The organism is Pseudomonas sp. EA_65y_Pfl2_P78 (assembly GCF_963970495.1).
Lineage (GTDB): Bacteria > Pseudomonadota > Gammaproteobacteria > Pseudomonadales > Pseudomonadaceae > Aquipseudomonas > Aquipseudomonas baetica_A.
The window spans coordinates 1-25,580 of record NZ_CAXAON010000006.1 but is presented as its reverse complement, the minus strand read 5'-3'; the positions used below and the strand labels follow the sequence as shown (position 1 = coordinate 25,580).

Below are 25,580 nucleotides of genomic sequence, written 5' to 3'. Positions count from 1 at the left end.
CTTATTTCTCCTGACTGACAGCCGCGCAAATCAAAGTGATGCCGCGGGCCTGAATCTGATCGCGGGCCTCATGGGGCAGGCGATCATCGGTAATGAGGGTATGGACACTGCTCCATGGCAGCTCCAGGTTGGGAATCTTTCGGCCGATCTTGTCGGCCTCGACCATCACGATCACTTCGCGCGCGACTTCAGCCATCACCCGGCTCAAACCCAGCAGCTCATTAAACGTGGTGGTGCCGCGCACCAGGTCGATGCCGTCGGCACCAATGAACAACTGATCGAAGTCGTAAGAGCGTAGTACCTGCTCGGCCACCTGGCCCTGAAAGGATTCCGAATGCGGATCCCAGGTGCCGCCGGTCATCAGCAGCACGGGCTCGTGTTCGAGTTCACTCAAAGCACTGGCGACGTGCAGCGAGTTGGTCATCACCACCAGACCCGGCTGTTGGCCGAGTTCGGGAATCATAGCGGCGGTGGTGCTGCCACTGTCGATGATGATGCGTGCGTGTTCACGGATTCGTTTTACCGCTGCACGCGCAATCGCCTGCTTGTATCTGGAAACGCTCTGAGCAGTTTCCGCGACCAGTTCCTGGGGCATGGTGATCGCCCCGCCGTAGCGACGCAGCAACAGACCGTGACTTTCCAGCGCGGCGAGATCCTTGCGAATCGTAACTTCGGAAGTTTCGAAGCGCTTGGCCAGTTCATCCACACTCACTTCGCCCTGCTCGTTGAGCAAGGCCAGTATGTTGTGGCGGCGTTGGGGTGTGTTGCGTTTCGACATGGTGATTTAATGTTTCGTTTCGAAAGATAACGGAACCAATCAAAACCTATTGCTGAAAGGTCGTCAAGCGGCGGGCCGACTTTTTTGAGAGCGCCACAAACCAAAATGGGAGCGGGCTTGCTCGCGAATGCGGCGTATCAGTCACTGATTGTGTGCCTGATGCACCGCATTCGCGAGCAAGCCCGCTCCCACATGGAACAACATTGTGGATAACTCAGCTCTTCTTGATCTTCTCCGGCCGTTTCCAGCCATCGATGTTCTTTTGCCGCGCACGACCAACAGCCAACTGCGCGTTATCCACATTTTGAGTAATGGTCGAACCGGCCGCTGTGGTTGCACCGCTGGAGATATCCACAGGTGCGACCAATGAGTTGTTCGAACCAATGAACACATCTTCGCCCAACACGGTTTTCCACTTGTTGGCGCCATCGTAGTTACAGGTAATCGTGCCGGCACCTATGTTGGTGCGAGCACCGATTTCGGCGTCGCCCAGGTAGGTCAGATGTCCAGCCTTGGCGCCCTCACCCATACGGGCGTTTTTCAGTTCAACGAAGTTACCCACATGGGCACGGGCCTCCAGCACAGTGCCTGGACGCAGGCGAGCAAACGGGCCGGCATCGCTGCCTTCACCGAGAACCGCGCCTTCGATGTGGCTGTTGGCTTTGACGATCACGCCTTTGCGCAGCGTACTGTCCTTGATCACGCAATTCGGGCCAATCATCACGTCATCTTCAATAACGACGTTGCCTTCGAGAATCACGTTGATATCGATCAGTACGTCGCGACCGACGGTCACCTCGCCGCGCACATCAAAACGTGCCGGGTCACGCAGGGTAACGCCCTGCGCCATCAGGCGGCGACCGGCGCGCAACTGGTAATGACGCTCCAGTTCGGACAGTTGCTTGCGGTCGTTGGCGCCCTGCACTTCCATCGGATCGTGCGGCTGTTCCGTGGCCACCACCAGACCGTCGTTGACCGCCATTTCGATCACGTCCGTCAGGTAATACTCGCCCTGCGCGTTGTTGTTCGACAGGCGGCTCATCCAGTCGGCCAGACGATTGGCTGGCACGGCGAGAATGCCGGTGTTGCCTTCGGTGATTGCACGTTGGGCTTGACTGGCATCTTTGTGCTCGACGATGGCGGCGACTTTGCCATCGGCGTCGCGCACGATGCGGCCATAGCCCGTCGGATCGTCCAGCTCGACGGTCAGCAAACCCATCTGGCCTGGAACGACATGCTTGAGCAGGCGTTGCAAGGTCTCGACTTCAATCAGCGGCACATCACCGTAAAGAATCAGCACGGTGTCGGCAGTAATGAAAGGCACTGCCTGGGCGGTCGCATGGCCGGTGCCCAGTTGCTTGTCCTGCAGCACGAAATTCAGATCATCAGCGGCCAGACGTTCACGTACCACATCGGCACCGTGGCCAATGACTACATGGATACGTTGTGGATCAAGTTGCCGGGCACTGTGGATAACATGGCCCAACATGGAATTGCCGGCAATCGGGTGCAAGACCTTCGGCAACGCCGAACGCATACGAGTGCCTTGACCGGCCGCGAGGATAACAATTTCGAGAGACATGACTGGCTACCAATCCTGGGTGGTCAGCAACTGCGACCGGGTTGTAAAAATCGGAAAAGAAAAAAGGGTAGCCGAGGCTACCCTTTTTTATCAATCGCACAACAAGTGACTGACGGATTAACCGCCAAACTTCTTGCGGATCTGCTGGACGGTGCGCAGCTGAGCTGCAGCCTCGGCCAGACGTGTAGCAGCGGCGCCGTAGTCGAACTCCGCGCCACGTTCATGCAACGCCTTCTCGGCAGCCTGGACGGCTTGCTGAGCGGAGGCTTCATCCAGGTCGGCAGCACGTTGCACAGTGTCGGCAAGCACCTTGACCATGTTCGGCTGAACCTCGAGGAAACCACCGGAGATGTAAAACACCTCGGCTTCCCCGCCTTGCTTGATCAGGCGGATTGGACCCGGCTTGAGATTAGTGATCAGCGGCGCGTGACCCAGAGCGATACCAAGATCACCCAGTGCACCGTGCGCAATCACCATCTCGACCAGGCCGGAAAAGATTTCCCCTTCCGCGCTGACGATATCGCAATGGACTGTCATAGCCATCTGATTGCCTCAACCTAAATTAGCGCCCGTTGCCGGGCGCCGGGATTACAGTTTCTTGGCTTTCTCGATCGCTTCTTCGATGCCGCCAACCATGTAGAACGCTTGTTCTGGCAGGTGGTCGTAGTCACCGTTGAGGATGCCTTTGAAGCCAGCAATGGTGTCTTTCAGGGAAACGTATTTACCCGAAGCACCGGTGAAGACTTCAGCCACGAAGAACGGCTGCGACAAGAAGCGCTGGATCTTACGAGCACGGTTAACCAACTGTTTGTCGGCTTCCGAAAGCTCGTCCATACCCAGGATCGCGATGATGTCTTTCAGCTCTTTGTAACGTTGCAGAACGTACTGAACGCCGCGAGCGGTGTCGTAGTGATCCTGACCGATTACGTTCGGGTCCAGCTGGCGCGAAGTCGAATCCAGTGGATCTACCGCCGGGTAGATACCCAGGGATGCGATGTCACGGGACAGAACGACGGTGGCGTCCAAGTGGGCGAAGGTGGTCGCAGGCGACGGGTCGGTCAAGTCATCCGCAGGTACGTATACCGCTTGGATCGAAGTGATCGAACCTTCCTTGGTCGAAGTGATACGTTCTTGCAGAACGCCCATCTCTTCAGCCAGGGTCGGCTGGTAACCTACTGCCGAAGGCATACGGCCCAGCAGTGCGGATACTTCAGTACCGGCCAGGGTGTAACGATAGATGTTGTCGACGAACAGCAGAACGTCGTTACCTTCGTCACGGAACTTCTCGGCCATGGTCAGGCCAGTCAGTGCTACGCGCAGACGGTTACCCGGCGGCTCGTTCATCTGACCGTAAACCAGTGCCACTTTGTCCAGAACGTTGGAGTCCTTCATCTCGTGGTAGAAGTCGTTACCCTCACGAGTACGCTCACCCACACCGGCGAACACGGAATAACCGCTGTGCTCGATGGCGATGTTACGGATCAGTTCCATCATGTTTACGGTTTTGCCTACACCGGCACCACCGAACAGACCGACTTTACCGCCTTTGGCAAACGGGCAAACCAGGTCGATAACCTTGATGCCGGTTTCCAGCAGGTCGTTGCCGCCTGCCTGTTCAGCGAACGAAGGCGCTGGACGGTGAATGCCCCAACGTTCTTCGGTGTCGATCGGGCCAGCTTCGTCGATCGGGTTACCGAGCACGTCCATGATCCGGCCCAGGGTCGCTTTACCGACCGGTACGGAGATGGCTGCGCCAGAGTCGGTAACTTCCAGACCGCGCTTCAAGCCCTCGGTGGAACCCATCGCAATGGTACGAACCACGCCGTCGCCCAGCTGCTGCTGAACTTCCAGAGTGGTTCCGGCCGCGCTTTGAACTGTCAGCGCGTTGTAGATGCTCGGTACGCTGTCGCGTGGAAATTCCACGTCGATAACGGCGCCGATGATTTGAACGATACGTCCGCTACTCATAGCTGGATCCTCTGAATATTTGAACCGTTAAACCGCGGCAGCGCCGCCGACGATTTCCGAGATCTCTTGGGTGATCGCAGCCTGACGCGCCTTGTTGTAGATCAGCTGCAAATCGCTGATCAAATCACCGGCGTTGTCGGTAGCGTTCTTCATCGCGATCATCCGCGCAGCTTGTTCAGCCGCGTTGTTCTCGACCACCGCCTGGTAGACCTGCGACTCAACGTAGCGGACCATCAAGCCATCAAGCAGCTCTTTGGCATCCGGTTCGTAGAGATAGTCCCAGTGGTGCTTGAGATCCTGATCCGGGGTGGCCACCAGTGGAATCAACTGCTCCACGGTAGGCTGTTGCGTCATGGTGTTGATGAACTTGTTGGACACCACGGACAGGCGGTCAATACGGCCGTCCAGGTAGGCATCCAGCATCACCTTGACGCTGCCGATCAGATCATTGATCGACGGCTCTTCACCCAGGTGGCTGATAGCTGCAACGACGTTACCGCCGAAGTTGCGGAAAAAGGCCGCACCCTTGCTACCAACAACGCACAGATCAATCTCGACGCCGTTTTCGCGGTTTACCGCCATGTCCTTGACCAGGGCCTTGAACAGGTTGGTGTTCAAGCCACCGCACAAACCACGGTCACTGCTCACGACGACATAACCGACACGCTTGATTTCGCGGTCGATCATGAACGGGTGGCGGTATTCCGGGTTGGCGTTGGCCAGATGCCCAATTACCTGGCGGATACGCTCCGCATAAGGACGGCTAGCAGCCATGCGCATTTGTGCCTTGCGCATTTTGCTGACCGCCACTTTTTCCATGGCGCTGGTAATCTTTTGCGTGCTTTTGATGCTCGCAATCTTACTGCGAATCTCTTTTGCGCCTGCCATGTAACACCTATCAGGTTAGCAAGCGGGAGCCTCGCGGCTCCCGCTGCGGCTTACCAGGTTTGGGTGGCCTTGAACTTCTCGATACCGGCTTTCATGCCAGCGTCGATTTCGTCATTGAAGTCACCTTTAACGTTGATCTTGGCCATCAAATCGGCGTGATCGCGGTTGAAGAAAGCAATCAGCGCTTGTTCGAAGCTGCCGATCTTGGCGATTTCAATGTCAGTCAGGAACCCACGCTCAGCGGCATACAGCGACAGCGCCATGTCAGCGATCGACATTGGTGCGTATTGCTTCTGCTTCATCAGCTCGGTAACGCGCTGACCATGCTCAAGTTGCTTACGGGTCGCTTCGTCCAGGTCAGAAGCGAACTGGGCGAATGCCGCCAGTTCACGGTACTGAGCCAGAGCGGTACGGATACCACCGGACAGCTTCTTGATGATCTTGGTCTGAGCAGCACCACCCACACGGGATACCGAAACACCGGCGTTCACTGCAGGGCGGATGCCCGAGTTGAACATGGCCGATTCCAGGAAGATCTGACCGTCGGTGATGGAAATCACGTTGGTCGGAACGAACGCGGAAACGTCGCCAGCCTGGGTTTCGATGATCGGCAGTGCGGTCAGGGAACCGGTTTTGCCGGTCACTGCGCCGTTGGTGAACTTCTCTACGTATTCTTCCGAAACGCGGGATGCGCGCTCCAGCAGACGGGAGTGGAGATAGAACACGTCGCCTGGGTAAGCTTCACGGCCTGGTGGACGGCGCAGCAGCAGGGAAATCTGGCGGTAAGCCACTGCTTGCTTGGACAGATCGTCATAAACGATCAGCGCGTCTTCACCGCGGTCGCGGAAGAATTCACCCATGGTGCAACCGGAGTACGGTGCCAGGAATTGCAGCGCAGGAGATTCCGAAGCACTGGCAGCCACGATGATCGTGTTGGCCAGGGCGCCGTTTTCTTCCAGCTTGCGAACCACGTTGGCGATGGTCGATTGTTTCTGACCGATAGCAACGTAGACGCAGAAAATGCCGCTGTCTTTCTGGTTGATGATCGCGTCGATCGCCAGAGCGGTTTTACCGATCTGACGGTCACCGATGATCAGCTCACGCTGGCCACGGCCGACAGGGATCATGGCATCGACAGCCTTGTAGCCAGTCTGAACAGGCTGGTCTACCGACTTACGCCAGATCACGCCCGGAGCAACTTTCTCGACCGCGTCGGTCTCGGTGTTGCCCAGTGGACCTTTGCCGTCAACAGGGTTACCCAGTGCGTCGACTACGCGACCCAGCAGTTCCTTACCAACCGGAACTTCGAGGATGCGGCCTGTGCACTTGGCGCTCATGCCTTCAGCCAGAGACTGGTAAGCACCCAAAACAACGGCACCTACGGAGTCTTGCTCCAGGTTGAGGGCCATACCGTAGACGCCGCCCGGAAACTCGATCATCTCGCCGTACATGACGTCGGCCAGACCGTGAATCCGCACGATGCCGTCAGATACGCTGACGACAGTGCCTTCGTTACGGGCTTGGGAGGTCACATCGAGCTTGTCGATGCGGCCCTTGATAATTTCACTTATTTCGGAAGGATTGAGTTGCTGCATTGCTCTGCTGCCCCTTCAAACTCAAGATTTCAATGCTTCGGCAAGTTTCGCGATTTTGCCGCGAATCGAGCCATCGATAACCAGGTCGCCGGCGCGGATAACGACACCACCTATTAGGGCGGCATCCTCCGCAACTTGCAGGCGCACTTCCCGGTTGAGTCGTGCACTGAGAACCTTGGCGAGTTTGTCTTGCTGTTCTTGGTTCAATGCAAAAGCACTGGTCACTTCAACGTCTACCGATTTCTCTTGTTCAGCCTTGTACAGGTCGAAAAGAGCGGCGATCTCCGGCAGAAGCGGGAGACGGTCGTTTTCGGCAACGACATTGATGAAGTTCTGTGCCTTGGCATCAAACTTGTCGCCGCACACGTCAATAAACGTGGCGGCCTTTTCTGCGCTCGTCAGTCGCGGGGCCTTGAGCACGCGCTGCATGGTGTCGTCTTGTGACACCGCTGCAGCCAGGCCGAGCATGGCTGACCAATTGGCCAGTTGCTGGTGGGCCTGAGCGTGCTCGAAGGCCGCCTTAGCGTAAGGTCGGGCCAACGTGGTCAGTTCTGCCATGATCGCCCTCGCTTAGATTTCAGCAGCCAGTTGGTTAACCAGCTCTGCGTGCGCGTTTTGATCGATTGTGGCACCCAGGATCTTCTCGGCGCCGCCGACAGCCAGCATGCCCACTTGGGCGCGCAGTTTGTCTTTGACACTGTTCAGTTCCTGTTCGATCTCGGCTTGAGCCTGAACCTTCACACGGTCAGCGTCGACACGGGCCTTTTCAACGGCCTCTTCGACAATCTGGTTACCGCGTTTCTTGGCTTGCTCGATGATTTCAGCTGCCTGAGCTTTCGCTTCGCGCAGTTGCTGACCCGCTTTTTCTTGGGCCAACTCCAGGTCGCGAGCTGCTCGGCTGGCAGCGTCCAGGCCATCAGCGATCTTCTTTTGACGTTCGTGCAGTGCCGTAATGACCGGAGGCCATACAAACTTCATGCAGAACAGTACAAAAATCAGGAACGCAACGGACTGGCCAATCAGGGTCGCATTAATGTTCACGCCAACACCTCGCAGTTACGTTGTCCATCACATCAAATTACTCGGAAGAATCCGGGTAATTAGCCAGCGATCTGACCAACGAACGGGTTCGCAAAGGTGAAGAACAGAGCGATACCAACACCGATCATGGTTACGGCGTCGAGCAGACCGGCAACGATGAACATTTTAACTTGCAGCATTGGAACCATTTCTGGCTGACGCGCTGCGCCTTCCAGGAACTTGCCGCCCAGCAGGCCGAAACCAATTGCGGTACCCAGTGCGCCCAGGCCGATCAACAGTGCAACAGCGATAGCGGTTAGACCAACTACAGTTTCCATCTTTCCTCCCGACTTTTACGTCGTATGGTTTAGGTTTTTTAGATTAAAGCGGTAAAACAAATCGTTTCAGGTGCCCTGTGAAGAGCCCCTTCCCGTATTACCGGGAAGGACATCAGACTAGTCGAGACTGGCCTTAATGGTTTTCTTCGTGCGCCATCGACAGGTAGACGATGGTCAGCATCATGAAGATGAACGCCTGCAGGGTGATGATCAGGATGTGGAACACCGCCCACGCCCACTGCAGAACAACGCCCAGGCCGCTCAGCCAGAGCAGGCCGCTGCCGAACATCACAGCGATCAGAATGAACACCAGCTCACCGGCATACATGTTGCCGAACAGACGCAGAGCCAGAGAGATCGGTTTGGCGATAAGGGTCACGAACTCCAGCAGGAAGTTCACCGGAATCAGCAGCGCCTGAACGAAGATGTTCTTGCTACCGAACGGGTGCAAGGTGAGTTCGCCGATGAAGCCGCCGAAGCCCTTGATCTTGATGCTGTAGAAAATGATCAGTGCGAACACCGAGAACGCCATGCCCAGCGTCGCGTTCGGGTCGGTCGTCGACACGGCACGGAACGGGATGTGGTGGTCGCCGGTGATCAGGATGGCCAACTGAGGAATCCAGTCGACCGGTACCAGGTCGACGGCGTTCATCAGGAACACCCAGACGAAGATGGTCAGTGCCAGCGGTGCAATCACCGGGCTACGGCCATGGAAGCTGTCTTTCACGCTGCCATCGACGAATTCGACCAATACTTCAACGAAGTTCTGCAAAGCACCTGGCTGACCCGAAGTCGCCTTCTTTGCCGCCATGCGGAAAAGAAGAACGAAGATCAGACCCAGCGCGACCGACCAGCCGAGGGTATCGACGTGGAAAGCCCAAAAGCCCATTTCTTTGGCTTCTGCTGCGGTGTGAGCAAAGCCCCAGCCGCCGTTGGGTAGCTGACCGAAGGTCAGGTTCTGCAAGTGGTGCTGGATATAGCCCGAAGCGGTTGTCTCTGCCATGGTTGCCTCAAACGCCCTAAGGTCTCGAAAGTCTTGTTCTCATCAGCAGGGGAGCGAACCAGCTGACCGACTGAGTCAGCACGAACACGCCGAATACTGCTACCGGCGCCAGTGGCTTCACACCTGCAAACACCAGTGCAAAGAGCACTGCCGTCAAAATAAGTTTGCCTGCCTCGCCGGCATAAAAAGACCGGACGATGGACTGGGCTGCTCGGGCGCCGGAAAACCGAAATGCCTTGTGAGCGAAATAAACATTGGGCAGCAAGGCTATCAGGCCTCCGCAAAGTCCCGAGTATCCGGCAACGACTCCGTGCCATTGCCAGAGCGCCAAAGCGCCAACGAGCAAAATGACAAATTGAGCCATCAACACCGGAAAAACCGCCAGGCGATGGAACGGCAGGCGGTTTGGCTTGCGGGTTTCCATCACGATTGCTCTCCAATGGTCGGCTGCCGAAATTCAATAACTTGGCATAATTTGTGCCGACAAAATGCGCGCAGAGTATAGGGGCGGTTCTGCCCCTATTCAACTGTCAGGTAGTGATTTCCGACTGCTCGCTACATGAGGAAATGTTTCAGCGGATGTGTGCGAGCACACCTTGAAGCTCATCGAGGGAGTTGTAACCAATCACCAACTGCCCTTTCCCCTTCTTGCCGTGGCGAATCTGCACCGCAGAGCCTAGGCGCTCGGCCAGACGCTGTTCGAGGCGGGCGATATCCGGGTCGGGTTTGCTGGCTTCCACAGCCTCCGGTTTACCACTCAACCATTGGCGAACCAGCGCCTCGGTTTGGCGCACGGTGAGGCCGCGTGCGACAACATGTCGCGCCCCCTCCACCTGCTGATTGTCCGGCAGACCGAGCAAAGCACGGGCATGACCCATTTCCAGGTCACCGTGGGACAACATGGTCTTGATGACTTCCGGCAGTGCAATAAGTCGCAACAGGTTAGCCACAGTGACGCGAGACTTACCCACAGCCTCGGCGACTTGCTGCTGAGTCAGCTGGAATTCCTGCTGCAACCGTTGCAACGCGACCGCTTCCTCGATCGGATTGAGATCTTCACGCTGAATGTTCTCGATCAGCGCTATGGCGATCGCGGTTTCATCCGGTACGTCGCGAACCATCGCCGGGATGGTTTCCTGCCCGGCCTGCTGACTGGCGCGCCAGCGGCGTTCACCGGCGATGATTTCAAAGCGGCCGCCACCAATCGGACGAACCACGATCGGCTGCATCACGCCCTGTGCCTTGATCGACTGTGCCAACTCTTCGAGCGCCTGCGGGTCCATATCCCGGCGTGGCTGATACTTGCCACGCTGCAGCAGGTCCAGTGGCAGGTGCTGCAGTTCACGGGTATCCGCTTGCGCCGCTTGTTCTTCCAGCGCACCGACAGTCGGACCACTCAGCAGTGCATCCAGTCCACGTCCGAGACCTCGTTTCTTGACGGCCATGGGGATTCCTTAAGTTGCCTGAGCAGCGGCGATACGTGAATTTTTGCGCTGACGGCGAACCATTTCGCCCGCCAATGCCAGATAAGCCAATGCGCCGCGCGATTGCTTGTCGTAGGCCAGCGCCGGCATGCCGTAACTTGGCGCTTCAGCCAGACGAATGTTACGCGGGATCACCGTGTCGTAGAGTTGATCGCCGAAGTGCTCTTTGAGCTGCGCCGAAACGTCGTTCATCAGGCTCAGGCGCGGGTCGTACATGGTCCGCAGCAGGCCTTCGACTTTCAGGTTGGGATTGAGCAGTTCAGCGATGCGCTTGATGTTATCCACAAGGTCGCTCAAACCTTCCAGCGCAAAGTACTCGCACTGCATGGGGATAATCACGCCATCAGCAGCCACCAATGCGTTCAGTGTGAGCATCGACAGGGACGGCGGGCAGTCGATCAGAATGTAATCGTAGTTTTCACGGATCGGCGCCAGCGCGCTGCGCAGGCGGCTTTCCTTCATCTGCATTTCCAGCAGAACCACTTCAGCCGCGGTCAGGTCGCGGTTGGCCGGCAGCAGTTGATAACCGCCATGCTCGGAGTAGTGCATGGCCTGAGTCAGATCGCATTCGCCGATCAGCAGGTCATAGACCGAGTTTTCCAGGCCATGTTTATCCACACCGCTACCCATGGTGGCGTTGCCCTGTGGATCGAGATCGATCAACAGCACCCGGCGCTTGGTTGCGACCAGGGATGCTGCGAGGTTGATGCAGGTGGTGGTCTTGCCCACACCACCCTTCTGGTTCGCTATCGCGAATACCTTAGCCATTCTTGCTTGTGTTCCCAATCATGCCGTGCGGCGCAGTATCAGCAGATGGCGTTGGCCTTGGCAACCGGGTACGGCCAAGGCGTGTTCGCTATCGAGTTTGAAGTCTGCCGGCAATGCTACCAGCTCATCGGCCGGATGAACGCCCTTCATTGCCAGCCAGCGTGTATCCGCGTCGCCCAGATGGCGAGTCCAGTTGGTGAAGTTCTCCATGCTGCTGAACGCCCGGGAAATAATCCCGTTGAAGGGTTGTGCTGGCTGCAGAGCTTCGACGCGACTGTGGATAACTTGGAGGTTATCCAGTTTCAATTCGAGTTTGACCTGGGTCAGGAAGCGGGTTTTCTTGCCGTTGCTGTCCAGACAGGTCACTTGCGAGTCTGGATACAGGATCGCCAACGGGATGCCCGGCATGCCGCCACCACTGCCAACATCGAGCCAGCGGCCGTTTTCGATGAACGACATCACACTCAGACTATCGAGCAGGTGGCGAGAAACCATTTCGTCAGGATCGCGAACAGCCGTGAGGTTGTAGGCCTGGTTCCACTTGATCAACAGGGCCAGATAACCCAGCAGCAATTCATGCTGGGTTTCACTGAGATTGACACCGAGCTCGCGGGCTCCTGTGGATAACTCTTCAGCGTGTTGCGAAGTGACCTTAGAACTCAAGCGCTTTGCTCCAACTGACGGCCCGCGCCGCGTTTTTTCAAATGAATCATCAACAGCGAAATCGCTGCCGGGGTCACGCCAGGGATACGTGAAGCCTGCCCAAGCGTCTCTGGACGAGTCGCGCCGAGCTTGCTCTGGATCTCCTTGGAGAGACCGGAAATGTTGGTGTAATCGATATCCACAGGCAGCTTCGTGTCTTCACTGGCGCGCAGACGGGCGATTTCGTCCTGTTGACGATCGATGTAACCGGCGTATTTGGTCTTGATTTCAACCTGTTCGGCAACCTGGGGGTCTTCGGCACCGTTGCCGGTCACTTCGACCAGACCAGCGTAGTCGATTTCCGGACGACTCAAGAGGTTGAGCAAGTTGTATTCGTGGGTCAGCGGTGTGCCGAATTTTTCCGCAATCGCATCGCCTTGCGGTGTACCCGGGCGAACCCAGGTGCTTTTCAGGCGCTGCTCTTCGAGTTCGATGCTTTCGCGTTTCTTGCAGAAGGCCGCCCAACGCGCGTCATCGACCAGACCCAGCTCGCGACCTTTTTCGGTCAGACGCAGGTCGGCATTGTCCTCGCGCAGGATCAGGCGGTACTCGGCCCGGGAAGTGAACATGCGGTACGGCTCTTGTGTGCCGAGGGTGATCAGGTCGTCGACCAACACGCCGATGTACGCTTCATCACGGCGCGGGCACCAGGGTTCTTTGCCTTTGGCACGCAAAGCGGCGTTGGCACCGGCAAGCAAACCTTGCGCACCGGCTTCTTCGTAACCGGTCGTGCCGTTGATTTGCCCGGCGAAGAACAGACCGCCGATGACTTTGGTTTCCAGGCTGTACTTCAGATCCCGCGGGTCGAAGTAGTCGTACTCGATCGCATAACCCGGACGCACGATGTGCGCGTTTTCCATGCCGCGGATCGATTGCACGATCTGCAATTGCACGTCGAACGGCAAGCTTGTGGATATCCCGTTCGGATACAGCTCATGGGTGGTCAAACCTTCCGGTTCGATAAACACCTGATGGCTTTCCTTGTCGGCAAAGCGGTGGATCTTGTCTTCGATCGACGGGCAATAACGCGGGCCGATGCCTTCGATTTCACCGGCAGCGGAATACATCGGCGAACGGTCGAGGTTCGCGGCAATGATTTCGTGGGTGCGGGCGTTAGTGTGAGTAATCCAGCAGCTCACTTGGCGTGGATGCTGTTCTTTGTTGCCCATGAACGACATCACAGGGATCGGCGTATCCCCTGGCTGCTCGGTCATCACCGAGAAATCCACAGACTTGCCGTCGATACGCGGTGGCGTACCGGTTTTCAAACGACCGACACGCAGTGGCAGTTCACGCAGACGGTGAGCCAGCGCGATGGACGGTGGATCACCGGCACGGCCGCCGGAAAAATTCTGCAACCCGATGTGGATAAGTCCGCCGAGGAATGTTCCGGTGGTCAACACCACGGAGTCTGCGAAGAAACGCAGACCCATTTGCGTAACAACACCGCGCACTTGTTCCTGCTCAACGATCAGGTCGTCGGCAGCCTGTTGAAATATCCACAGGTTCGGCTGGTTTTCCAGAATTTCGCGGACAGCGGCTTTGTAAAGAATGCGGTCCGCTTGTGCACGGGTTGCACGTACGGCCGGGCCTTTACGGCTGTTCAAAACGCGAAACTGGATGCCGCCTTTATCGGTAGCCATGGCCATCGCACCGCCGAGGGCGTCGATTTCCTTGACCAGATGGCTTTTGCCAATGCCACCGATAGCCGGGTTGCAACTCATGGCGCCGAGGGTTTCCACGTTATGCGTCAGCAACAGGGTTTTTGCCCCCATACGTGCTGAGGCCAGTGCTGCCTCGGTACCGGCATGACCGCCGCCGATGACGATCACTTCAAAACGGGAAGGGAAATCCACCACGCACCTCGTGCCTGCTTAAGTAGGTCATTCAGGAAAAGTTTGAGATCAGGTTTTTGGACCTGGTCGGCAAGTATAGGGACTTCGCCCTTCCTAAAGAACCCTTTGCACAAAATTTAACCAGCTGTGGAGAACTCGAGGTTAAAAGAATAAAAAAGAAAGAAATTTATAAAACCTTTGTTTTTATGTTTATTCTTACTGACCCGCCTTTCTGTGGATAAATCTCTACAGCCCTTTATATTCAATGTGTACAGAGATTCAAAACCCTGTGCCCATGTACCAATGAGGTCCTTGGATAACCGGTGTAAGCCTGTGGATGAAAGGGGTTGTTATCCACAGGGTGGGTTATATCCAGTTTTTTGGCCCTGTTATCAACTGACCTCAGAGGCAGTTATTCACAGGGCTTAATCCACAGAAATCTGTTGAATGAGCGCGAGTCGGGTACAGGGAGTCCGCTCAGGAAGAACACATCTGCCCGGCACTCAAGGAAGGATTTATAAAAAGAGGGAGTCAGACAGGCCGCGATTGGGCCTGTCTGTGAACAGCAGGAGGACTATTTTCCGATGCAGAAGCTGGAAAATATCCGTCCGAGCAGATCATCGGAGCTGAATGCTCCAGTGATTTCACCCAGCGAGTGCTGGGCCTGACGTAAATCTTCAGCCAACAGCTCGCCAGCGCCAGCCAAGGTTAATTGCGCACGACCGTGTTCAAGGGCCGCACTGGCATGGCGTAACGCTTCCAGGTGTCGCCGGCGGGCACTGAAACTGCTTTCCGAGGTTTGTTCGTAACCCATGCAGGCCTTGAGATGTTCGCGCAGCAATTCCAGGCCTTCGCCCGCCGATTTGGCGCTCAGGCTGATAGTCACATGGCCGTCATCGCTGACTTCCAGAACAATCGCTTCACCGGTCAGGTCTGCCTTGTTACGGATCAGGGTAACTTTGGCGGGATCGGGACGGATTTCGAGGAATTCGGGCCACAAGGCGAACGGATCCAGCGCTTCTGGAGCTGTCGCATCGACTACCAGCAGCACACGATCGGCTTCACCAATGGCTTTCAAAGCGCGCTCGACTCCGATTTTCTCCACCTGGTCGTCGGTATCACGCAGACCGGCGGTATCCACAACGTGCAGCGGCATGCCATCGATGTGGATGTGTTCGCGCAAGATGTCTCGGGTGGTACCGGCAATCTCGGTCACGATCGCGGCTTCGCGCCCGGCCAATGCATTCAGCAGGCTCGACTTGCCGGCATTCGGCCGTCCAGCGATCACCACCGTCATGCCGTCACGCAGCAAGGCACCCTGGCCGGCTTCGCGCAGCACTGTGGATAATTCGTCACGCACCTTGTCGAGCATGCTCAGCACATGGCCATCGGCGAGGAAGTCGATTTCTTCTTCCGGGAAGTCGATGGCAGCTTCGACGTAGATGCGTAGACCGATCAACTGTTCGGTGAGGTTATGCACACGTTGGGAAAACGCACCCTGCAAGGAACGCAGCGCGTTACGCGCTGCCTGTGCAGAACTGGCTTCGATCAGGTCCGCGATGGCCTCGGCCTGGGCCAGGTCGAGTTTGTCATTGAGGAACGCTCGCTCACTGAATTCCCCCGGGCGAGCCAAACGGCAACCCAGTTCGAGACATCGTTTGAGCAGCATATCGAGTACGATCGGGCCGCCATGGCCTTGCAATTCCAGTACGTCTTCACCGGTGAACGAGTTAGGCCCTGGGAAGTACAACGCCAGGCCTTCGTCCAACACCTGCTGATCGTCGCTGTAAAACGGTCCGTAATGGGCGTAACGCGGTTTCAGTTCTCGGCCGCTGATGGCTTTGGCTGCAACACTGGCCAACGGCCCGGAAATACGGACGATGCCCACACCGCCACGACCTTGAGCGGTGGCAACGGCTGCAATGGTTTCACGAGGTGTGCTCATAAACCGGAATCCAGACAAAAGTGACAGATAGCAAAACGCCCCACTAGGGGGCGTTTTGAGTGGTGTTATCCACAGAGCAAGTTACGCCTCGGCTTTTTTCGTCGCCGCTTCGATCTTACGCGTGATGTACCACTGCTGGGTAATCGACAGGCAGTTGTTCACAACCCAGTACAGCACCAGACCAGCCGGGAACCACAGGAAGAAGAAGGTGAAGATGATTGGCATCATTTTCATGACCTTCGCCTGCATCGGATCCGGAGGAGTCGGGTTCAACTGCTGCTGGATGAACATGGTTGCACCCATGATGATCGGCAGAATGAAAAACGGATCCTTGATCGACAGGTCAGTGATCCACAGCATGAATGGCGCTTGGCGCATTTCCACGCTTTCCAGCAGAACCCAGTACAGCGAAAGGAAAACCGGCATCTGCACAAGGATCGGCAAGCAGCCGCCCAGTGGATTGATCTTCTCTTTCTTGTACAGCTCCATCATGGCTTGCGACATTTTCTGCCGGTCATCGCCATGTTGTTCTTTCAGTGCAGCCAGTTTCGGCGCAACGGCACGCATGCGCGCCATCGATTTGTAGCTGGCAGCCGACAGAGGGAAGAAAAGCCCTTTGATCAGCATGGTCAGGAAGATGATCGACCAGCCCCAGTTACCCACAATCGCGTGGATATGTTGCAGCAGCCAGAAGATTGGCTGGGCAATGAACCAGAGGATGCCATAGTCGACGGTCAGTTCTAGGCCTGGGGACAACTGTTTAAGCACCGCCTGGCTTTTCGGACCTGCGTACAGAACAGCACTGGTTTCAACTTTGGCACCCGGGGCAGCGGTCAGTGTAGGACCGGTGTAACCGATGATGTAGTTGCCTTTGCTGTCTTTACGGGTCTGGACGATGTTGTTTTCGCCCTTGGCCGGAATCCATGCAGTCACGAAGTAGTGTTGCAGCCAGGCTACCCAACCACCGGTGACAGTTTCTTTGAGTTGGCCCTTGTCCATGTCCTTCATGGACACTTTCTTGTACGGCTCCGAACTTGTCCACAGGGCGGCGCCCAGGTAAGTCGCGGTACCGGTGGCAGTAGTGGACGAAGGATCGGCGCTGTTATCGCGCTTCAACTGGGCGAACATCGCGCCGTTCCAGGGCTGAGCGCTCTGGTTATCCACAATGTAGGAAACGGCTACGTCATACAGGCCACGTTTCAAGGTGAAACGCTTGATGTAATTGACGCCGTCCTTGCTGAACTTCAGGTCTACGACCAGTTGGTCCTGACCGTCAGCCAGTTGATAAGTCTTCTTCTCCGAGGAGTAGACCGGGCGACCTGCCGGATTGGCGTCCGGACCGTTGGTGCCGATCAGACCGCTTTGCGCCAGATAAACACGCTCGCCGCCGTTATCGAACAGCTGGAAAGGAACGTCCGGACGATCCTGACGACGTGGATACAGAGGCAAGGTCAGTTGAGCAACGTCACCACCTTGTGGATCGATCGCAAGATCGAGCACGTCGGTTTTGATCTGGATCAGATCCTTGCTGGCGGCTACCGGTGTTTCGGCAGGTGCGCTGGTATCGCTTGCGGCACGCGGAATATCGTCACTGGCTTCAGCATTATTGCCAGTGGCGGTGTCCGGCAAACCGGATGTAGTCGTACTGGAAGCAACATTCTGAGTCGGCAGGGCAGCTTGGCCATAGTCCTGGTTCCATTTAAGAACCATAACGTAGGCCACGATTGCCAGGGCGACGATCAGGATCGTGCGTTTGATATCCATGATTACTCGGCCATCGAAGAAGAACGGGAGGTAGGGATAGGTGGAACCGGGTCATAACCACCGGGATTCCACGGATGACAGCGACCTAAACGACGAAAGGTCAGCCAGCCACCGCGCAGAAGGCCATGATTTTCAATGGCTTCATACGCGTAGCAGGAACAACTGGGGTAGAAGCGACAGTGACTGGCCATCAGAGGACTAATGGCATAGCGATAAAACTGGATCGGAACGAGGGCCAGTTTACGCATCTGAACTGTCTACCCCTACAGTTTCGGTTTTGACTGCTGGAACTGGCTTGTTACGTGCCAAACGCTTCCAGAGTTTGCCGAAATGCTGAATCAATTCGGGGTTTTCTACATCACCTAAACCTTTGCGCGCGACGATAACGATATCCCAACCAACCAGTGAATCCTGGTGAAGACGGAACGATTCGCGCATCAAACGTTTGAGGCGATTGCGCTCAACGGAGAGCTTTACGCTCTTTTTCCCGATAACCAGCCCTAGACGGGGGTGATCAAGATCGTTGTTGCGTGCAAGGAGCAGGAGATTTTTCCCCGGAACCTTGCCGGTAGGGGAGTCAAAGACTGCCTTGAAATGCCGGGCGGTAAGCAGACGCTTTTCCCGACTGAAGTCCTGACTCACCTCCAGTGCCGGATTATCAAACTGCCAGACGCGCACGACCTTTGGCGCGACGACGCGACAGGACGGCACGACCGTTTTTGGTAGCCATGCGAGCACGGAAACCGTGGGTACGAGCGCGTTTGATAGTGCTTGGTTGGAAAGTACGTTTCATGTCGTGTTACCTGGTTCGTCCACAACGGGCCGGAATGGCCCCCGTTTTAAGAGACCGGGGATTCTAGAGAAAGCAAGCCTTCAGGTCAATTTCCAACCAACGTTTCCTTATAAATAGATCACGAGGCGTTTTTGGCCGACACCCTGTTCGCCATACATAAAAATAAAGAAGGGAATTATTTAAAGCTTTTCTGTAAAGCTTATAAAAGCTAGACCCGGCCCTGACTGTGGATAACTGCTTTCAGCCCTTGTTTTGCTTCGTGTACAGCCAATGACAACTACAGTGGAAAACGGTGTTCAGCCTGTGCTGCGCTGTCGGATAAGCTGTGTGTGGAATGGGCAGTTATCCACAGCCTGGTTGTCCACCGAGTTCAACCCCCACTTGTCCAGTGACCTTAGAGGCGGTTATCCACAGAGCTTATTCACACACCGTTGGTCGCCTTTTTTCCAGTTAACGCATTGATAAATCATGTTCACCGGGCAACCTGCATGTGGATAAGTAAACGGCTCGCCGCTACAATGGCCGCTTGTTTTTGCCTCACCGGCTTTCAACTTAGGGGATATCCGTGTCAGTGGAACTTTGGCAGCAGTGCGTGGAGCTTTTGCGCGAGGAGCTGCCGGCCCAACAATTCAACACCTGGATCCGTCCACTACAGGTCGAAGCCGAAGGCGACGAGTTGCGCGTTTACGCACCGAACCGTTTTGTCCTGGACTGGGTCAACGAAAAGTACCTGGGGCGCGTCCTTGAACTGCTCGATGAGCACGGCAACGGCATGGCGCCAGCGTTGTCCTTATTAATAGGCAGCAAACGCAGTTCGGCACCTCGTGCAGCACCCAATGCTCCGTTGGCCGCCGCGCAAGCTTCCCAGGCCCAGGCAAATGCCGCGCCTGCCAGCACGCCAGCGCCCGCCCCGACGCCAGCGGCGGCCAAGCGTTCTACGCAGAAAACCGCCGAAGTCAGTGAAGAGCCGTCCCGCGACAGCTTCGATCCGATGGCCGGTGCCGCGTCGCAGCAAGCCCCGGTTCGCGCCGAACAGCGCACCGTGCAGGTCGAGGGTGCGCTCAAGCACACCAGTTATCTGAACCGCACGTTCACCTTCGAGAACTTCGTCGAAGGCAAGTCCAACCAACTCGCCCGAGCGGCAGCCTGGCAAGTGGCAGACAACCCCAAGCATGGCTACAACCCGCTGTTCCTTTATGGTGGAGTGGGTCTGGGTAAAACCCACTTGATGCACGCGGTGGGTAACCATCTATTAAAGAAGAATCCGAATGCCAAGGTCGTGTACCTGCATTCAGAGCGTTTCGTGGCCGACATGGTCAAGGCACTGCAACTGAACGCGATCAACGAATTCAAGCGTTTCTACCGTTCGGTGGACGCTTTGCTGATCGACGATATTCAGTTTTTCGCCCGCAAAGAGCGCTCGCAGGAAGAGTTTTTCCACACTTTCAACGCCCTGCTTGAAGGTGGCCAACAGGTCATTCTCACCAGTGACCGCTACCCGAAAGAAATCGAAGGCCTTGAAGAACGCCTCAAATCCCGATTCGGGTGGGGGCTGACGGTTGCCGTCGAGCCGCCGGAACTGGAAACCCGTGTAGCGATCTTGATGAAAAAGGCCGACCAGGCCAAAGTCGAGTTGCCTCACGACGCAGCGTTCTTCATCGCCCAGCGAATTCGCTCCAACGTCCGCGAGCTGGAAGGTGCGCTGAAACGCGTAATCGCCCACTCGCACTTCATGGGCCGCGACATCACCATCGAGCTGATTCGCGAATCCCTGAAAGACCTGTTGGCGTTGCAGGACAAACTGGTCTCTGTGGATAACATTCAGCGCACTGTCGCCGAATACTACAAGATCAAGATCTCCGACCTGCTGTCCAAGCGCCGTTCGCGCTCGGTGGCTCGTCCGCGTCAGGTGGCCATGGCATTGTCCAAGGAACTGACCAACCACAGCTTGCCGGAAATCGGCGATGTGTTTGGCGGTCGCGACCACACGACAGTTTTGCACGCCTGCCGCAAGATCAACGAACTTAAGGAATCCGACGCGGACATCCGCGAGGACTACAAGAACCTGCTGCGTACACTGACCACTTGATGAACACCAGCGCAGCTTATTAAGGCAAGGGACTAGACCATGCATTTCACCATTCAACGCGAAGCCCTGTTGAAACCCCTGCAACTGGTCGCAGGCGTCGTCGAGCGCCGACAGACCTTGCCGGTACTCTCCAACGTGCTGCTGGTTGTCGAAGGCCAGCAACTGTCGCTGACCGGTACCGATCTGGAGGTCGAGCTGGTTGGTCGCGTGCAACTTGAAGAGCCGGCCGAGACAGGCTCCATCACCGTACCTGCGCGCAAGCTGATGGACATCTGCAAAAGCCTGCCTAACGACGCGTTGATCGACATCAAGCTCGACGAGCAGAAGCTGGTGGTGAAGGCCGGTCGCAGCCGCTTCACCCTGTCGACCCTGCCAGCCAACGATTTCCCGACGGTTGAAGAGGGGCCGGGTTCGCTGACCTGCAGCCTTGAGCAAAGCAAACTGCGTCGTCTGATCGAACGCACCAGCTTCGCCATGGCCCAGCAGGATGTACGCTACTACCTCAACGGTATGTTGCTTGAAGTATCGGCCGGCGTGATCCGCGCGGTGGCTACCGACGGCCACCGTCTGGCAATGTGCTCGATGCAGGCCGATATCGGTCAGCCGGATCGCCACCAGGTGATCGTGCCGCGCAAAGGTATTCTCGAACTGGCGCGTCTGCTCACCGAGCCGGACGGCAACGTCAGCATCGTTCTTGGTCAGCACCACATCAGAGCCACTACCGGTGAATTCACCTTCACCTCGAAACTGGTCGACGGTAAGTTCCCGGACTACGAGCGTGTTCTGCCCAAGGGCGGCGACAAGCTAGTGTTGGGCGATCGTCAGGCGCTGCGTGAAGCGTTCAGCCGTACTGCGATTCTGTCCAACGAGAAGTACCGTGGTATCCGTCTGCAACTGGCCAGTGGTCAGTTGAAGATCCAGGCCAACAACCCGGAGCAGGAAGAAGCGGAAGAAGAAGTGGGCGTTGAGTACAACGGCGGCTCCCTGGAAATTGGCTTCAACGTGAGCTATCTGCTCGACGTGTTGGGCGTAATGACTACCGAGCAGGTTCGTCTGATCCTGTCCGACTCCAACAGCAGTGCGCTGGTGCAAGAGTCTGACAACGACGATTCGGCTTACGTTGTCATGCCGATGCGCCTGTAATCAGCTGACTCTGGATGTCCTTAAGTCGTGTTTCGGTCACCGCGGTGCGCAATCTACACCCGGTGACCTTCTCCCCGTCCCCCCGCATCAATATCCTTTACGGCGCCAACGGCAGCGGCAAAACCAGTGTTCTGGAAGCCATTCATCTGCTGGGGCTTGCCCGTTCGTTTCGTAGCACGAGGCTGCTGCCGGTCATCCAGTACGAACAACTCGCTTGCACCGTGTTCGGTCAGGTGGAACTGGCCGAAGGTGGGCACAGTGCTCTGGGGATATCCCGCGACCGTCAGGGCGAGTTTCAGATCCGCATCGACGGCCAGAACGCCCGTAGCGCCGCGCAACTTGCAGAAATACTGCCGCTCCAGTTGATTAACCCGGACAGCTTTCGCCTGCTCGAAGGCGCGCCCAAGATTCGCCGGCAGTTTCTCGATTGGGGCGTGTTCCACGTCGAGCCGCGCTTCATGGCCACCTGGCAGCGCTTGCAGAAGGCCCTGCGCCAGAGAAACTCTTGGCTGCGGCATGGTACACTTGACGCCGTTTCGCAAGCGGTTTGGGACAGGGAGCTGTGCCAGGCCAGCGCTGAAATAGATGAATACCGCCGCGCTTACATCAAAGCCTTGAAACCAGTCTTTGAACAAACCTTGAGTGAACTGGTTGAACTCGAGGGTTTGACGCTCAGCTATTACCGAGGCTGGGACAAAGACCGGGAGCTGAGTGCCGTACTTGCCGGATCCCTGCAACGGGATCAGCAAATGGGTCATACCCTGGCTGGACCACAACGGGCTGATTTGCGTCTTAGATTGGGCGCACACAACGCCGCGGACATTTTGTCCCGGGGTCAGCAGAAGTTGGTGGTCTGTGCATTGCGGATTGCCCAGGGGCACTTGGTTAGCCAGGCCCGCCGCGGCCAATGTATTTATCTGGTGGATGACTTGCCGTCCGAATTGGACGAGAACCACCGTCGCGCGTTGTGCCGTTTGCTGGAAGACTTACGCTGCCAGGTTTTTATCACCTGTGTAGATCATGAATTATTGAGGGAAGGCTGGCAGACGGAAACGCCAGTCGCCCTGTTCCACGTGGAACAGGGCCGTATCACCCAGACCCACGACCATCGGGAGTGAAGGCATTGAGCGAAGAAAATACGTACGACTCAACGAGCATTAAAGTGCTGAAAGGCCTGGATGCCGTACGCAAACGTCCCGGTATGTACATTGGTGACACCGACGATGGTAGCGGTCTGCACCATATGGTGTTCGAAGTGGTCGACAACTCGATCGACGAAGCCCTCGCCGGCCACTGCGATGACATCAGCATCATCATCCACCCGGATGAGTCCATCACCGTTAAAGATAACGGTCGTGGCATCCCGGTCGACGTGCACAAAGAGGAGGGCGTTTCCGCCGCAGAGGTCATCATGACCGTCCTCCATGCTGGCGGTAAGTTCGACGACAACTCCTACAAAGTATCCGGCGGTCTGCACGGTGTAGGTGTTTCGGTAGTGAACGCGCTGTCCGAGGAGCTGGTGCTGACTGTGCGTCGCAGCGGCAAGATCTGGGAACAGACCTACGTCCACGGCGTACCTCAGGCACCGATGGCCATCGTAGGCGACAGCGAGACCACCGGCACCCAGATCCACTTCAAGGCTTCCAGTGAAACCTTCAAAAACATTCACTTCAGCTGGGACATCCTGGCCAAGCGGATTCGCGAACTGTCTTTCCTCAACTCCGGTGTCGGCATCGTCCTCAAGGACGAGCGCAGCGGCAAGGAAGAACTGTTCAAGTACGAAGGCGGCCTGCGTGCGTTCGTTGAATACCTGAACACCAACAAGACTGCGGTCAACCAGGTGTTCCACTTCAACATTCAGCGTGAAGACGGCATTGGCGTGGAAATCGCCCTGCAGTGGAACGACAGCTTCAACGAGAACCTGTTGTGCTTCACAAACAACATTCCGCAACGCGACGGTGGTACTCACCTGGTGGGTTTCCGTTCCGCACTGACGCGTAACCTGAACAACTACATCGAGCAGGAAGGCCTGGCGAAGAAGCACAAAGTCGCCACCACCGGTGACGATGCCCGTGAAGGCCTGACCGCGATCATCTCGGTGAAGGTGCCGGATCCCAAGTTCAGCTCCCAGACCAAAGACAAGCTGGTTTCTTCGGAAGTGAAGACCGCGGTCGAACAGGAAATGGGCAAGTACTTCTCCGACTTCCTGCTAGAAAACCCGAACGAAGCCAAGCTTGTCGTCGGCAAGATGATCGACGCCGCCCGTGCTCGTGAAGCCGCGCGCAAGGCCCGTGAGATGACCCGCCGCAAAGGCGCGCTGGACATCGCCGGTTTGCCAGGCAAACTCGCGGACTGCCAGGAAAAAGACCCGGCGCTGTCCGAACTGTACCTTGTGGAAGGTGACTCTGCGGGCGGCTCTGCCAAGCAGGGACGTAACCGCAGGACTCAAGCCATCCTGCCGTTGAAGGGCAAGATCCTCAACGTCGAGAAAGCACGTTTCGACAAGATGATCTCTTCCCAGGAAGTGGGCACCCTGATCACCGCGCTGGGCTGCGGTATTGGTCGCGAAGAGTACAACATCGACAAGTTGCGCTATCACAACATCATCATCATGACCGATGCTGACGTCGACGGTTCGCACATTCGTACCCTGCTGCTGACCTTCTTCTTCCGTCAGTTGCCAGAACTGATTGAACGCGGCTATATCTACATCGCCCAACCGCCGCTGTACAAAGTCAAGAAAGGTAAGCAAGAGCAATACATCAAAGACGACGACGCCATGGAAGAGTACATGACGCAGTCGGCCCTGGAAGACGCGAGCCTGCACCTGAACGAAGATGCCCCGGGCATTTCTGGCGGAGCGCTGGAGCGTCTGGTCAATGACTTCCGCATGGTAATGAAGACCCTCAAGCGTCTGTCGCGCCTGTACCCACAGGAACTGACCGAGCACTTCATCTACCTGCCGGCCGTGAGCCTGGAAACGCTCGGCGACCACGCCGCGATGCAAGAGTGGCTGGCCCAGTACGAAGTCCGCCTGCGCACCAATGAGAAGTCCGGCCTGGTCTACAAGGCCAGCCTGCGTGAAGATCGTGAACGCGGCGTTTGGCTGCCAGAAGTCGAACTGATTTCCCACGGTCTGTCGAACTACGTCACATTCAACCGCGATTTCTTCGGCAGCAATGACTACAAAACCGTCGTCACCCTCGGCGCTCAGCTCAGCACTCTGCTCGACGAAGGCGCTTATATCCAGCGTGGCGAGCGAAAGAAAGCGGTTACCGAGTTCAAGGAAGCTTTGGACTGGCTGATGGCTGAAAGCACCAAGCGCCACACCATTCAGCGATACAAAGGTTTGGGCGAAATGAACCCGGATCAGCTGTGGGAAACCACCATGGACCCAAGCGTGCGTCGCATGCTCAAAGTTACCATCGAAGACGCCATTGGCGCAGACCAGATCTTCAACACCCTGATGGGTGATGCGGTCGAACCTCGCCGTGACTTCATCGAGAGTAATGCTTTGGCGGTTTCGAACCTGGACTTTTGATTTCGTGTTTGGCGCTTTTAACGGTTCGATCTTCTCGGTCGAAAGCGGAGAAAAAGAGGTGTTGACAGCAGCGTGTAACGCTGTAGAATTCGCCTCCCGCTGACGAGAGATCGAAGGCGCAAGTGGTTGAAGTTGTTGAAGAATTCTTCGAAAGCTTCTGAAAATAATCACTTGACAGTAAATGAGGCTGCTGTAGAATGCGCGCCTCGGTTGAGACGAAAGATCTTAACCAACCGCTCTTTAACAACTGAATCAAGCAATTCGTGTGGGTGCTTGTGGAGTCAGACTGATAGTCAACAAGATTATCAGCATCACAAGTTACTCCGCGAGAAATCAAAGATGTA

General features: G+C 56.5%; 24 protein-coding genes. 4 read left to right on the top strand and 20 right to left on the bottom strand.

The window, feature by feature from the left end; translation table 11 throughout:
- Position 1: 1 nt before the first annotated feature.
- From AACY02_RS07775 to rpmH, 20 genes are all read right to left on the bottom strand, one after another.
- A complete protein-coding gene (locus AACY02_RS07775) occupies positions 2 to 778 on the bottom strand; it encodes a DeoR/GlpR family DNA-binding transcription regulator (RefSeq protein WP_339431436.1) in 777 nt (258 codons plus the stop codon).
- A gap of 214 nt (positions 779 to 992) precedes the next feature.
- Entirely contained in the window at positions 993 to 2,360 is a 1,368-nt protein-coding gene (gene glmU / locus AACY02_RS07770) for a bifunctional UDP-N-acetylglucosamine diphosphorylase/glucosamine-1-phosphate N-acetyltransferase GlmU (RefSeq protein WP_339431435.1), read from the bottom strand.
- Between the two features lie 117 nt (positions 2,361 to 2,477).
- A complete protein-coding gene (locus tag AACY02_RS07765; protein WP_339431434.1) occupies positions 2,478 to 2,903 on the bottom strand; it encodes a F0F1 ATP synthase subunit epsilon in 426 nt (141 codons plus the stop codon).
- A 45-nt stretch (positions 2,904 to 2,948) separates the two neighbouring features.
- Positions 2,949 to 4,328, bottom strand: a complete 1,380-nt coding sequence (gene atpD / locus AACY02_RS07760; protein ID WP_339431433.1) for a F0F1 ATP synthase subunit beta — start codon at positions 4,326 to 4,328, stop codon at positions 2,949 to 2,951.
- Between the two features lie 27 nt (positions 4,329 to 4,355).
- Complete coding sequence (gene atpG / locus AACY02_RS07755) at positions 4,356 to 5,216, bottom strand: F0F1 ATP synthase subunit gamma (protein WP_007911960.1); 861 nt, start codon at positions 5,214 to 5,216, stop codon at positions 4,356 to 4,358.
- A gap of 50 nt (positions 5,217 to 5,266) precedes the next feature.
- Complete coding sequence (atpA, locus tag AACY02_RS07750; protein ID WP_016984064.1) at positions 5,267 to 6,811, bottom strand: F0F1 ATP synthase subunit alpha; 1,545 nt, start codon at positions 6,809 to 6,811, stop codon at positions 5,267 to 5,269.
- 21 nt (positions 6,812 to 6,832) lie between these two features.
- Complete coding sequence (locus AACY02_RS07745) at positions 6,833 to 7,369, bottom strand: F0F1 ATP synthase subunit delta (RefSeq protein ID WP_007911956.1); 537 nt, start codon at positions 7,367 to 7,369, stop codon at positions 6,833 to 6,835.
- 12 nt (positions 7,370 to 7,381) lie between these two features.
- Positions 7,382 to 7,852 (bottom strand): F0F1 ATP synthase subunit B, encoded by a 471-nt coding sequence (locus AACY02_RS07740; protein ID WP_221733261.1) that lies wholly within the window; start codon positions 7,850 to 7,852, stop codon positions 7,382 to 7,384.
- Positions 7,853 to 7,911: 59 nt separating this feature from the next.
- Positions 7,912 to 8,169, bottom strand: coding sequence for a F0F1 ATP synthase subunit C (atpE, locus tag AACY02_RS07735; RefSeq protein ID WP_003097235.1), 258 nt, complete (start codon positions 8,167 to 8,169; stop codon positions 7,912 to 7,914).
- Positions 8,170 to 8,302: 133 nt separating this feature from the next.
- Complete coding sequence (atpB, locus tag AACY02_RS07730; RefSeq protein WP_339431432.1) at positions 8,303 to 9,172, bottom strand: F0F1 ATP synthase subunit A; 870 nt, start codon at positions 9,170 to 9,172, stop codon at positions 8,303 to 8,305.
- Positions 9,173 to 9,188: 16 nt separating this feature from the next.
- Positions 9,189 to 9,596, bottom strand: coding sequence for a F0F1 ATP synthase subunit I (locus tag AACY02_RS07725; RefSeq protein WP_339431431.1), 408 nt, complete (start codon positions 9,594 to 9,596; stop codon positions 9,189 to 9,191).
- Between the two features lie 148 nt (positions 9,597 to 9,744).
- Positions 9,745 to 10,617 carry a ParB/RepB/Spo0J family partition protein gene (locus AACY02_RS07720; RefSeq protein WP_339431430.1) on the bottom strand — a complete coding sequence of 291 codons (873 nt, stop codon included), beginning with the start codon at positions 10,615 to 10,617 and terminating at the stop codon, positions 9,745 to 9,747.
- A gap of 9 nt (positions 10,618 to 10,626) precedes the next feature.
- Positions 10,627 to 11,424: a ParA family protein gene (locus AACY02_RS07715; RefSeq protein WP_221733258.1), complete on the bottom strand. Its 798-nt coding sequence runs from the start codon at positions 11,422 to 11,424 to the stop codon at positions 10,627 to 10,629.
- Between the two features lie 18 nt (positions 11,425 to 11,442).
- On the bottom strand, positions 11,443 to 12,087 hold the full coding sequence (rsmG, locus tag AACY02_RS07710; protein ID WP_339431429.1) for a 16S rRNA (guanine(527)-N(7))-methyltransferase RsmG: 645 nt from the start codon (positions 12,085 to 12,087) through the stop codon (positions 11,443 to 11,445).
- Positions 12,084 to 13,982 (bottom strand): tRNA uridine-5-carboxymethylaminomethyl(34) synthesis enzyme MnmG, encoded by a 1,899-nt coding sequence (mnmG, locus tag AACY02_RS07705; protein ID WP_339431428.1) that lies wholly within the window; start codon positions 13,980 to 13,982, stop codon positions 12,084 to 12,086. Before mnmG ends, rsmG begins: the two co-directional genes overlap by 4 nt.
- 553 nt (positions 13,983 to 14,535) lie before the next feature.
- Positions 14,536 to 15,906 carry a tRNA uridine-5-carboxymethylaminomethyl(34) synthesis GTPase MnmE gene (gene mnmE, locus AACY02_RS07700; protein WP_339431427.1) on the bottom strand — a complete coding sequence of 457 codons (1,371 nt, stop codon included), beginning with the start codon at positions 15,904 to 15,906 and terminating at the stop codon, positions 14,536 to 14,538.
- 81 nt (positions 15,907 to 15,987) lie between these two features.
- A complete protein-coding gene (gene yidC / locus AACY02_RS07695; RefSeq protein WP_339431426.1) occupies positions 15,988 to 17,670 on the bottom strand; it encodes a membrane protein insertase YidC in 1,683 nt (560 codons plus the stop codon).
- 2 nt (positions 17,671 to 17,672) lie between these two features.
- Positions 17,673 to 17,918, bottom strand: coding sequence for a membrane protein insertion efficiency factor YidD (gene yidD, locus AACY02_RS07690; RefSeq protein WP_010465488.1), 246 nt, complete (start codon positions 17,916 to 17,918; stop codon positions 17,673 to 17,675).
- Entirely contained in the window at positions 17,911 to 18,312 is a 402-nt protein-coding gene (gene rnpA, locus AACY02_RS07685; RefSeq protein ID WP_339431538.1) for a ribonuclease P protein component, read from the bottom strand. The genes yidD and rnpA overlap by 8 nt, the downstream gene beginning before the upstream one ends.
- Before the next feature lie 16 nt (positions 18,313 to 18,328).
- Complete coding sequence (gene rpmH, locus AACY02_RS07680) at positions 18,329 to 18,463, bottom strand: 50S ribosomal protein L34 (RefSeq protein ID WP_003213577.1); 135 nt, start codon at positions 18,461 to 18,463, stop codon at positions 18,329 to 18,331.
- 565 nt (positions 18,464 to 19,028) lie between these two features.
- Between rpmH and dnaA the strand changes: the two genes are divergently transcribed.
- The 4 genes from dnaA to gyrB are packed head-to-tail and all read left to right on the top strand — an operon-like array spanning position 19,029 to position 25,236.
- On the top strand, positions 19,029 to 20,552 hold the full coding sequence (gene dnaA, locus AACY02_RS07675) for a chromosomal replication initiator protein DnaA (RefSeq protein WP_339431425.1): 1,524 nt from the start codon (positions 19,029 to 19,031) through the stop codon (positions 20,550 to 20,552).
- A gap of 39 nt (positions 20,553 to 20,591) precedes the next feature.
- On the top strand, positions 20,592 to 21,695 hold the full coding sequence (dnaN, locus tag AACY02_RS07670; RefSeq protein WP_221733252.1) for a DNA polymerase III subunit beta: 1,104 nt from the start codon (positions 20,592 to 20,594) through the stop codon (positions 21,693 to 21,695).
- A 14-nt stretch (positions 21,696 to 21,709) separates the two neighbouring features.
- On the top strand, positions 21,710 to 22,813 hold the full coding sequence (gene recF / locus AACY02_RS07665) for a DNA replication/repair protein RecF (protein WP_339431424.1): 1,104 nt from the start codon (positions 21,710 to 21,712) through the stop codon (positions 22,811 to 22,813).
- Between the two features lie 5 nt (positions 22,814 to 22,818).
- Positions 22,819 to 25,236, top strand: coding sequence for a DNA topoisomerase (ATP-hydrolyzing) subunit B (gene gyrB, locus AACY02_RS07660; RefSeq protein WP_339431423.1), 2,418 nt, complete (start codon positions 22,819 to 22,821; stop codon positions 25,234 to 25,236).
- Positions 25,237 to 25,580: the final 344 nt, after the last annotated feature.

Bases quoted from the DNA above. Each gene is read 5' to 3' on its own strand.
- AACY02_RS07775 (WP_339431436.1), bottom strand. From the start codon at position 778: ATGTCGAAACGCAACACACCCCAACGCCGCCACAACATACTGGCCTTG.
- AACY02_RS07765 (WP_339431434.1), bottom strand. From the start codon at position 2,903: ATGGCTATGACAGTCCATTGCGATATCGTCAGCGCGGAAGGGGAAATC.
- AACY02_RS07715 (WP_221733258.1), bottom strand. From the start codon at position 11,424: ATGGCTAAGGTATTCGCGATAGCGAACCAGAAGGGTGGTGTGGGCAAG.
- atpD (WP_339431433.1), bottom strand. From the start codon at position 4,328: ATGAGTAGCGGACGTATCGTTCAAATCATCGGCGCCGTTATCGACGTG.
- yidD (WP_010465488.1), bottom strand. From the start codon at position 17,918: ATGCGTAAACTGGCCCTCGTTCCGATCCAGTTTTATCGCTATGCCATT.
- AACY02_RS07725 (WP_339431431.1), bottom strand. From the start codon at position 9,596: ATGGAAACCCGCAAGCCAAACCGCCTGCCGTTCCATCGCCTGGCGGTT.
- dnaN (WP_221733252.1), top strand. From the start codon at position 20,592: ATGCATTTCACCATTCAACGCGAAGCCCTGTTGAAACCCCTGCAACTG.
- atpG (WP_007911960.1), bottom strand. From the start codon at position 5,216: ATGGCAGGCGCAAAAGAGATTCGCAGTAAGATTGCGAGCATCAAAAGC.
- atpB (WP_339431432.1), bottom strand. From the start codon at position 9,172: ATGGCAGAGACAACCGCTTCGGGCTATATCCAGCACCACTTGCAGAAC.
- atpE (WP_003097235.1), bottom strand. From the start codon at position 8,169: ATGGAAACTGTAGTTGGTCTAACCGCTATCGCTGTTGCACTGTTGATC.
- AACY02_RS07745 (WP_007911956.1), bottom strand. From the start codon at position 7,369: ATGGCAGAACTGACCACGTTGGCCCGACCTTACGCTAAGGCGGCCTTC.
- mnmE (WP_339431427.1), bottom strand. From the start codon at position 15,906: ATGAGCACACCTCGTGAAACCATTGCAGCCGTTGCCACCGCTCAAGGT.
- glmU (WP_339431435.1), bottom strand. From the start codon at position 2,360: ATGTCTCTCGAAATTGTTATCCTCGCGGCCGGTCAAGGCACTCGTATG.
- atpA (WP_016984064.1), bottom strand. From the start codon at position 6,811: ATGCAGCAACTCAATCCTTCCGAAATAAGTGAAATTATCAAGGGCCGC.
- yidC (WP_339431426.1), bottom strand. From the start codon at position 17,670: ATGGATATCAAACGCACGATCCTGATCGTCGCCCTGGCAATCGTGGCC.
- AACY02_RS07720 (WP_339431430.1), bottom strand. From the start codon at position 10,617: ATGGCCGTCAAGAAACGAGGTCTCGGACGTGGACTGGATGCACTGCTG.
- recF (WP_339431424.1), top strand. From the start codon at position 21,710: ATGTCCTTAAGTCGTGTTTCGGTCACCGCGGTGCGCAATCTACACCCG.
- rpmH (WP_003213577.1), bottom strand. From the start codon at position 18,463: ATGAAACGTACTTTCCAACCAAGCACTATCAAACGCGCTCGTACCCAC.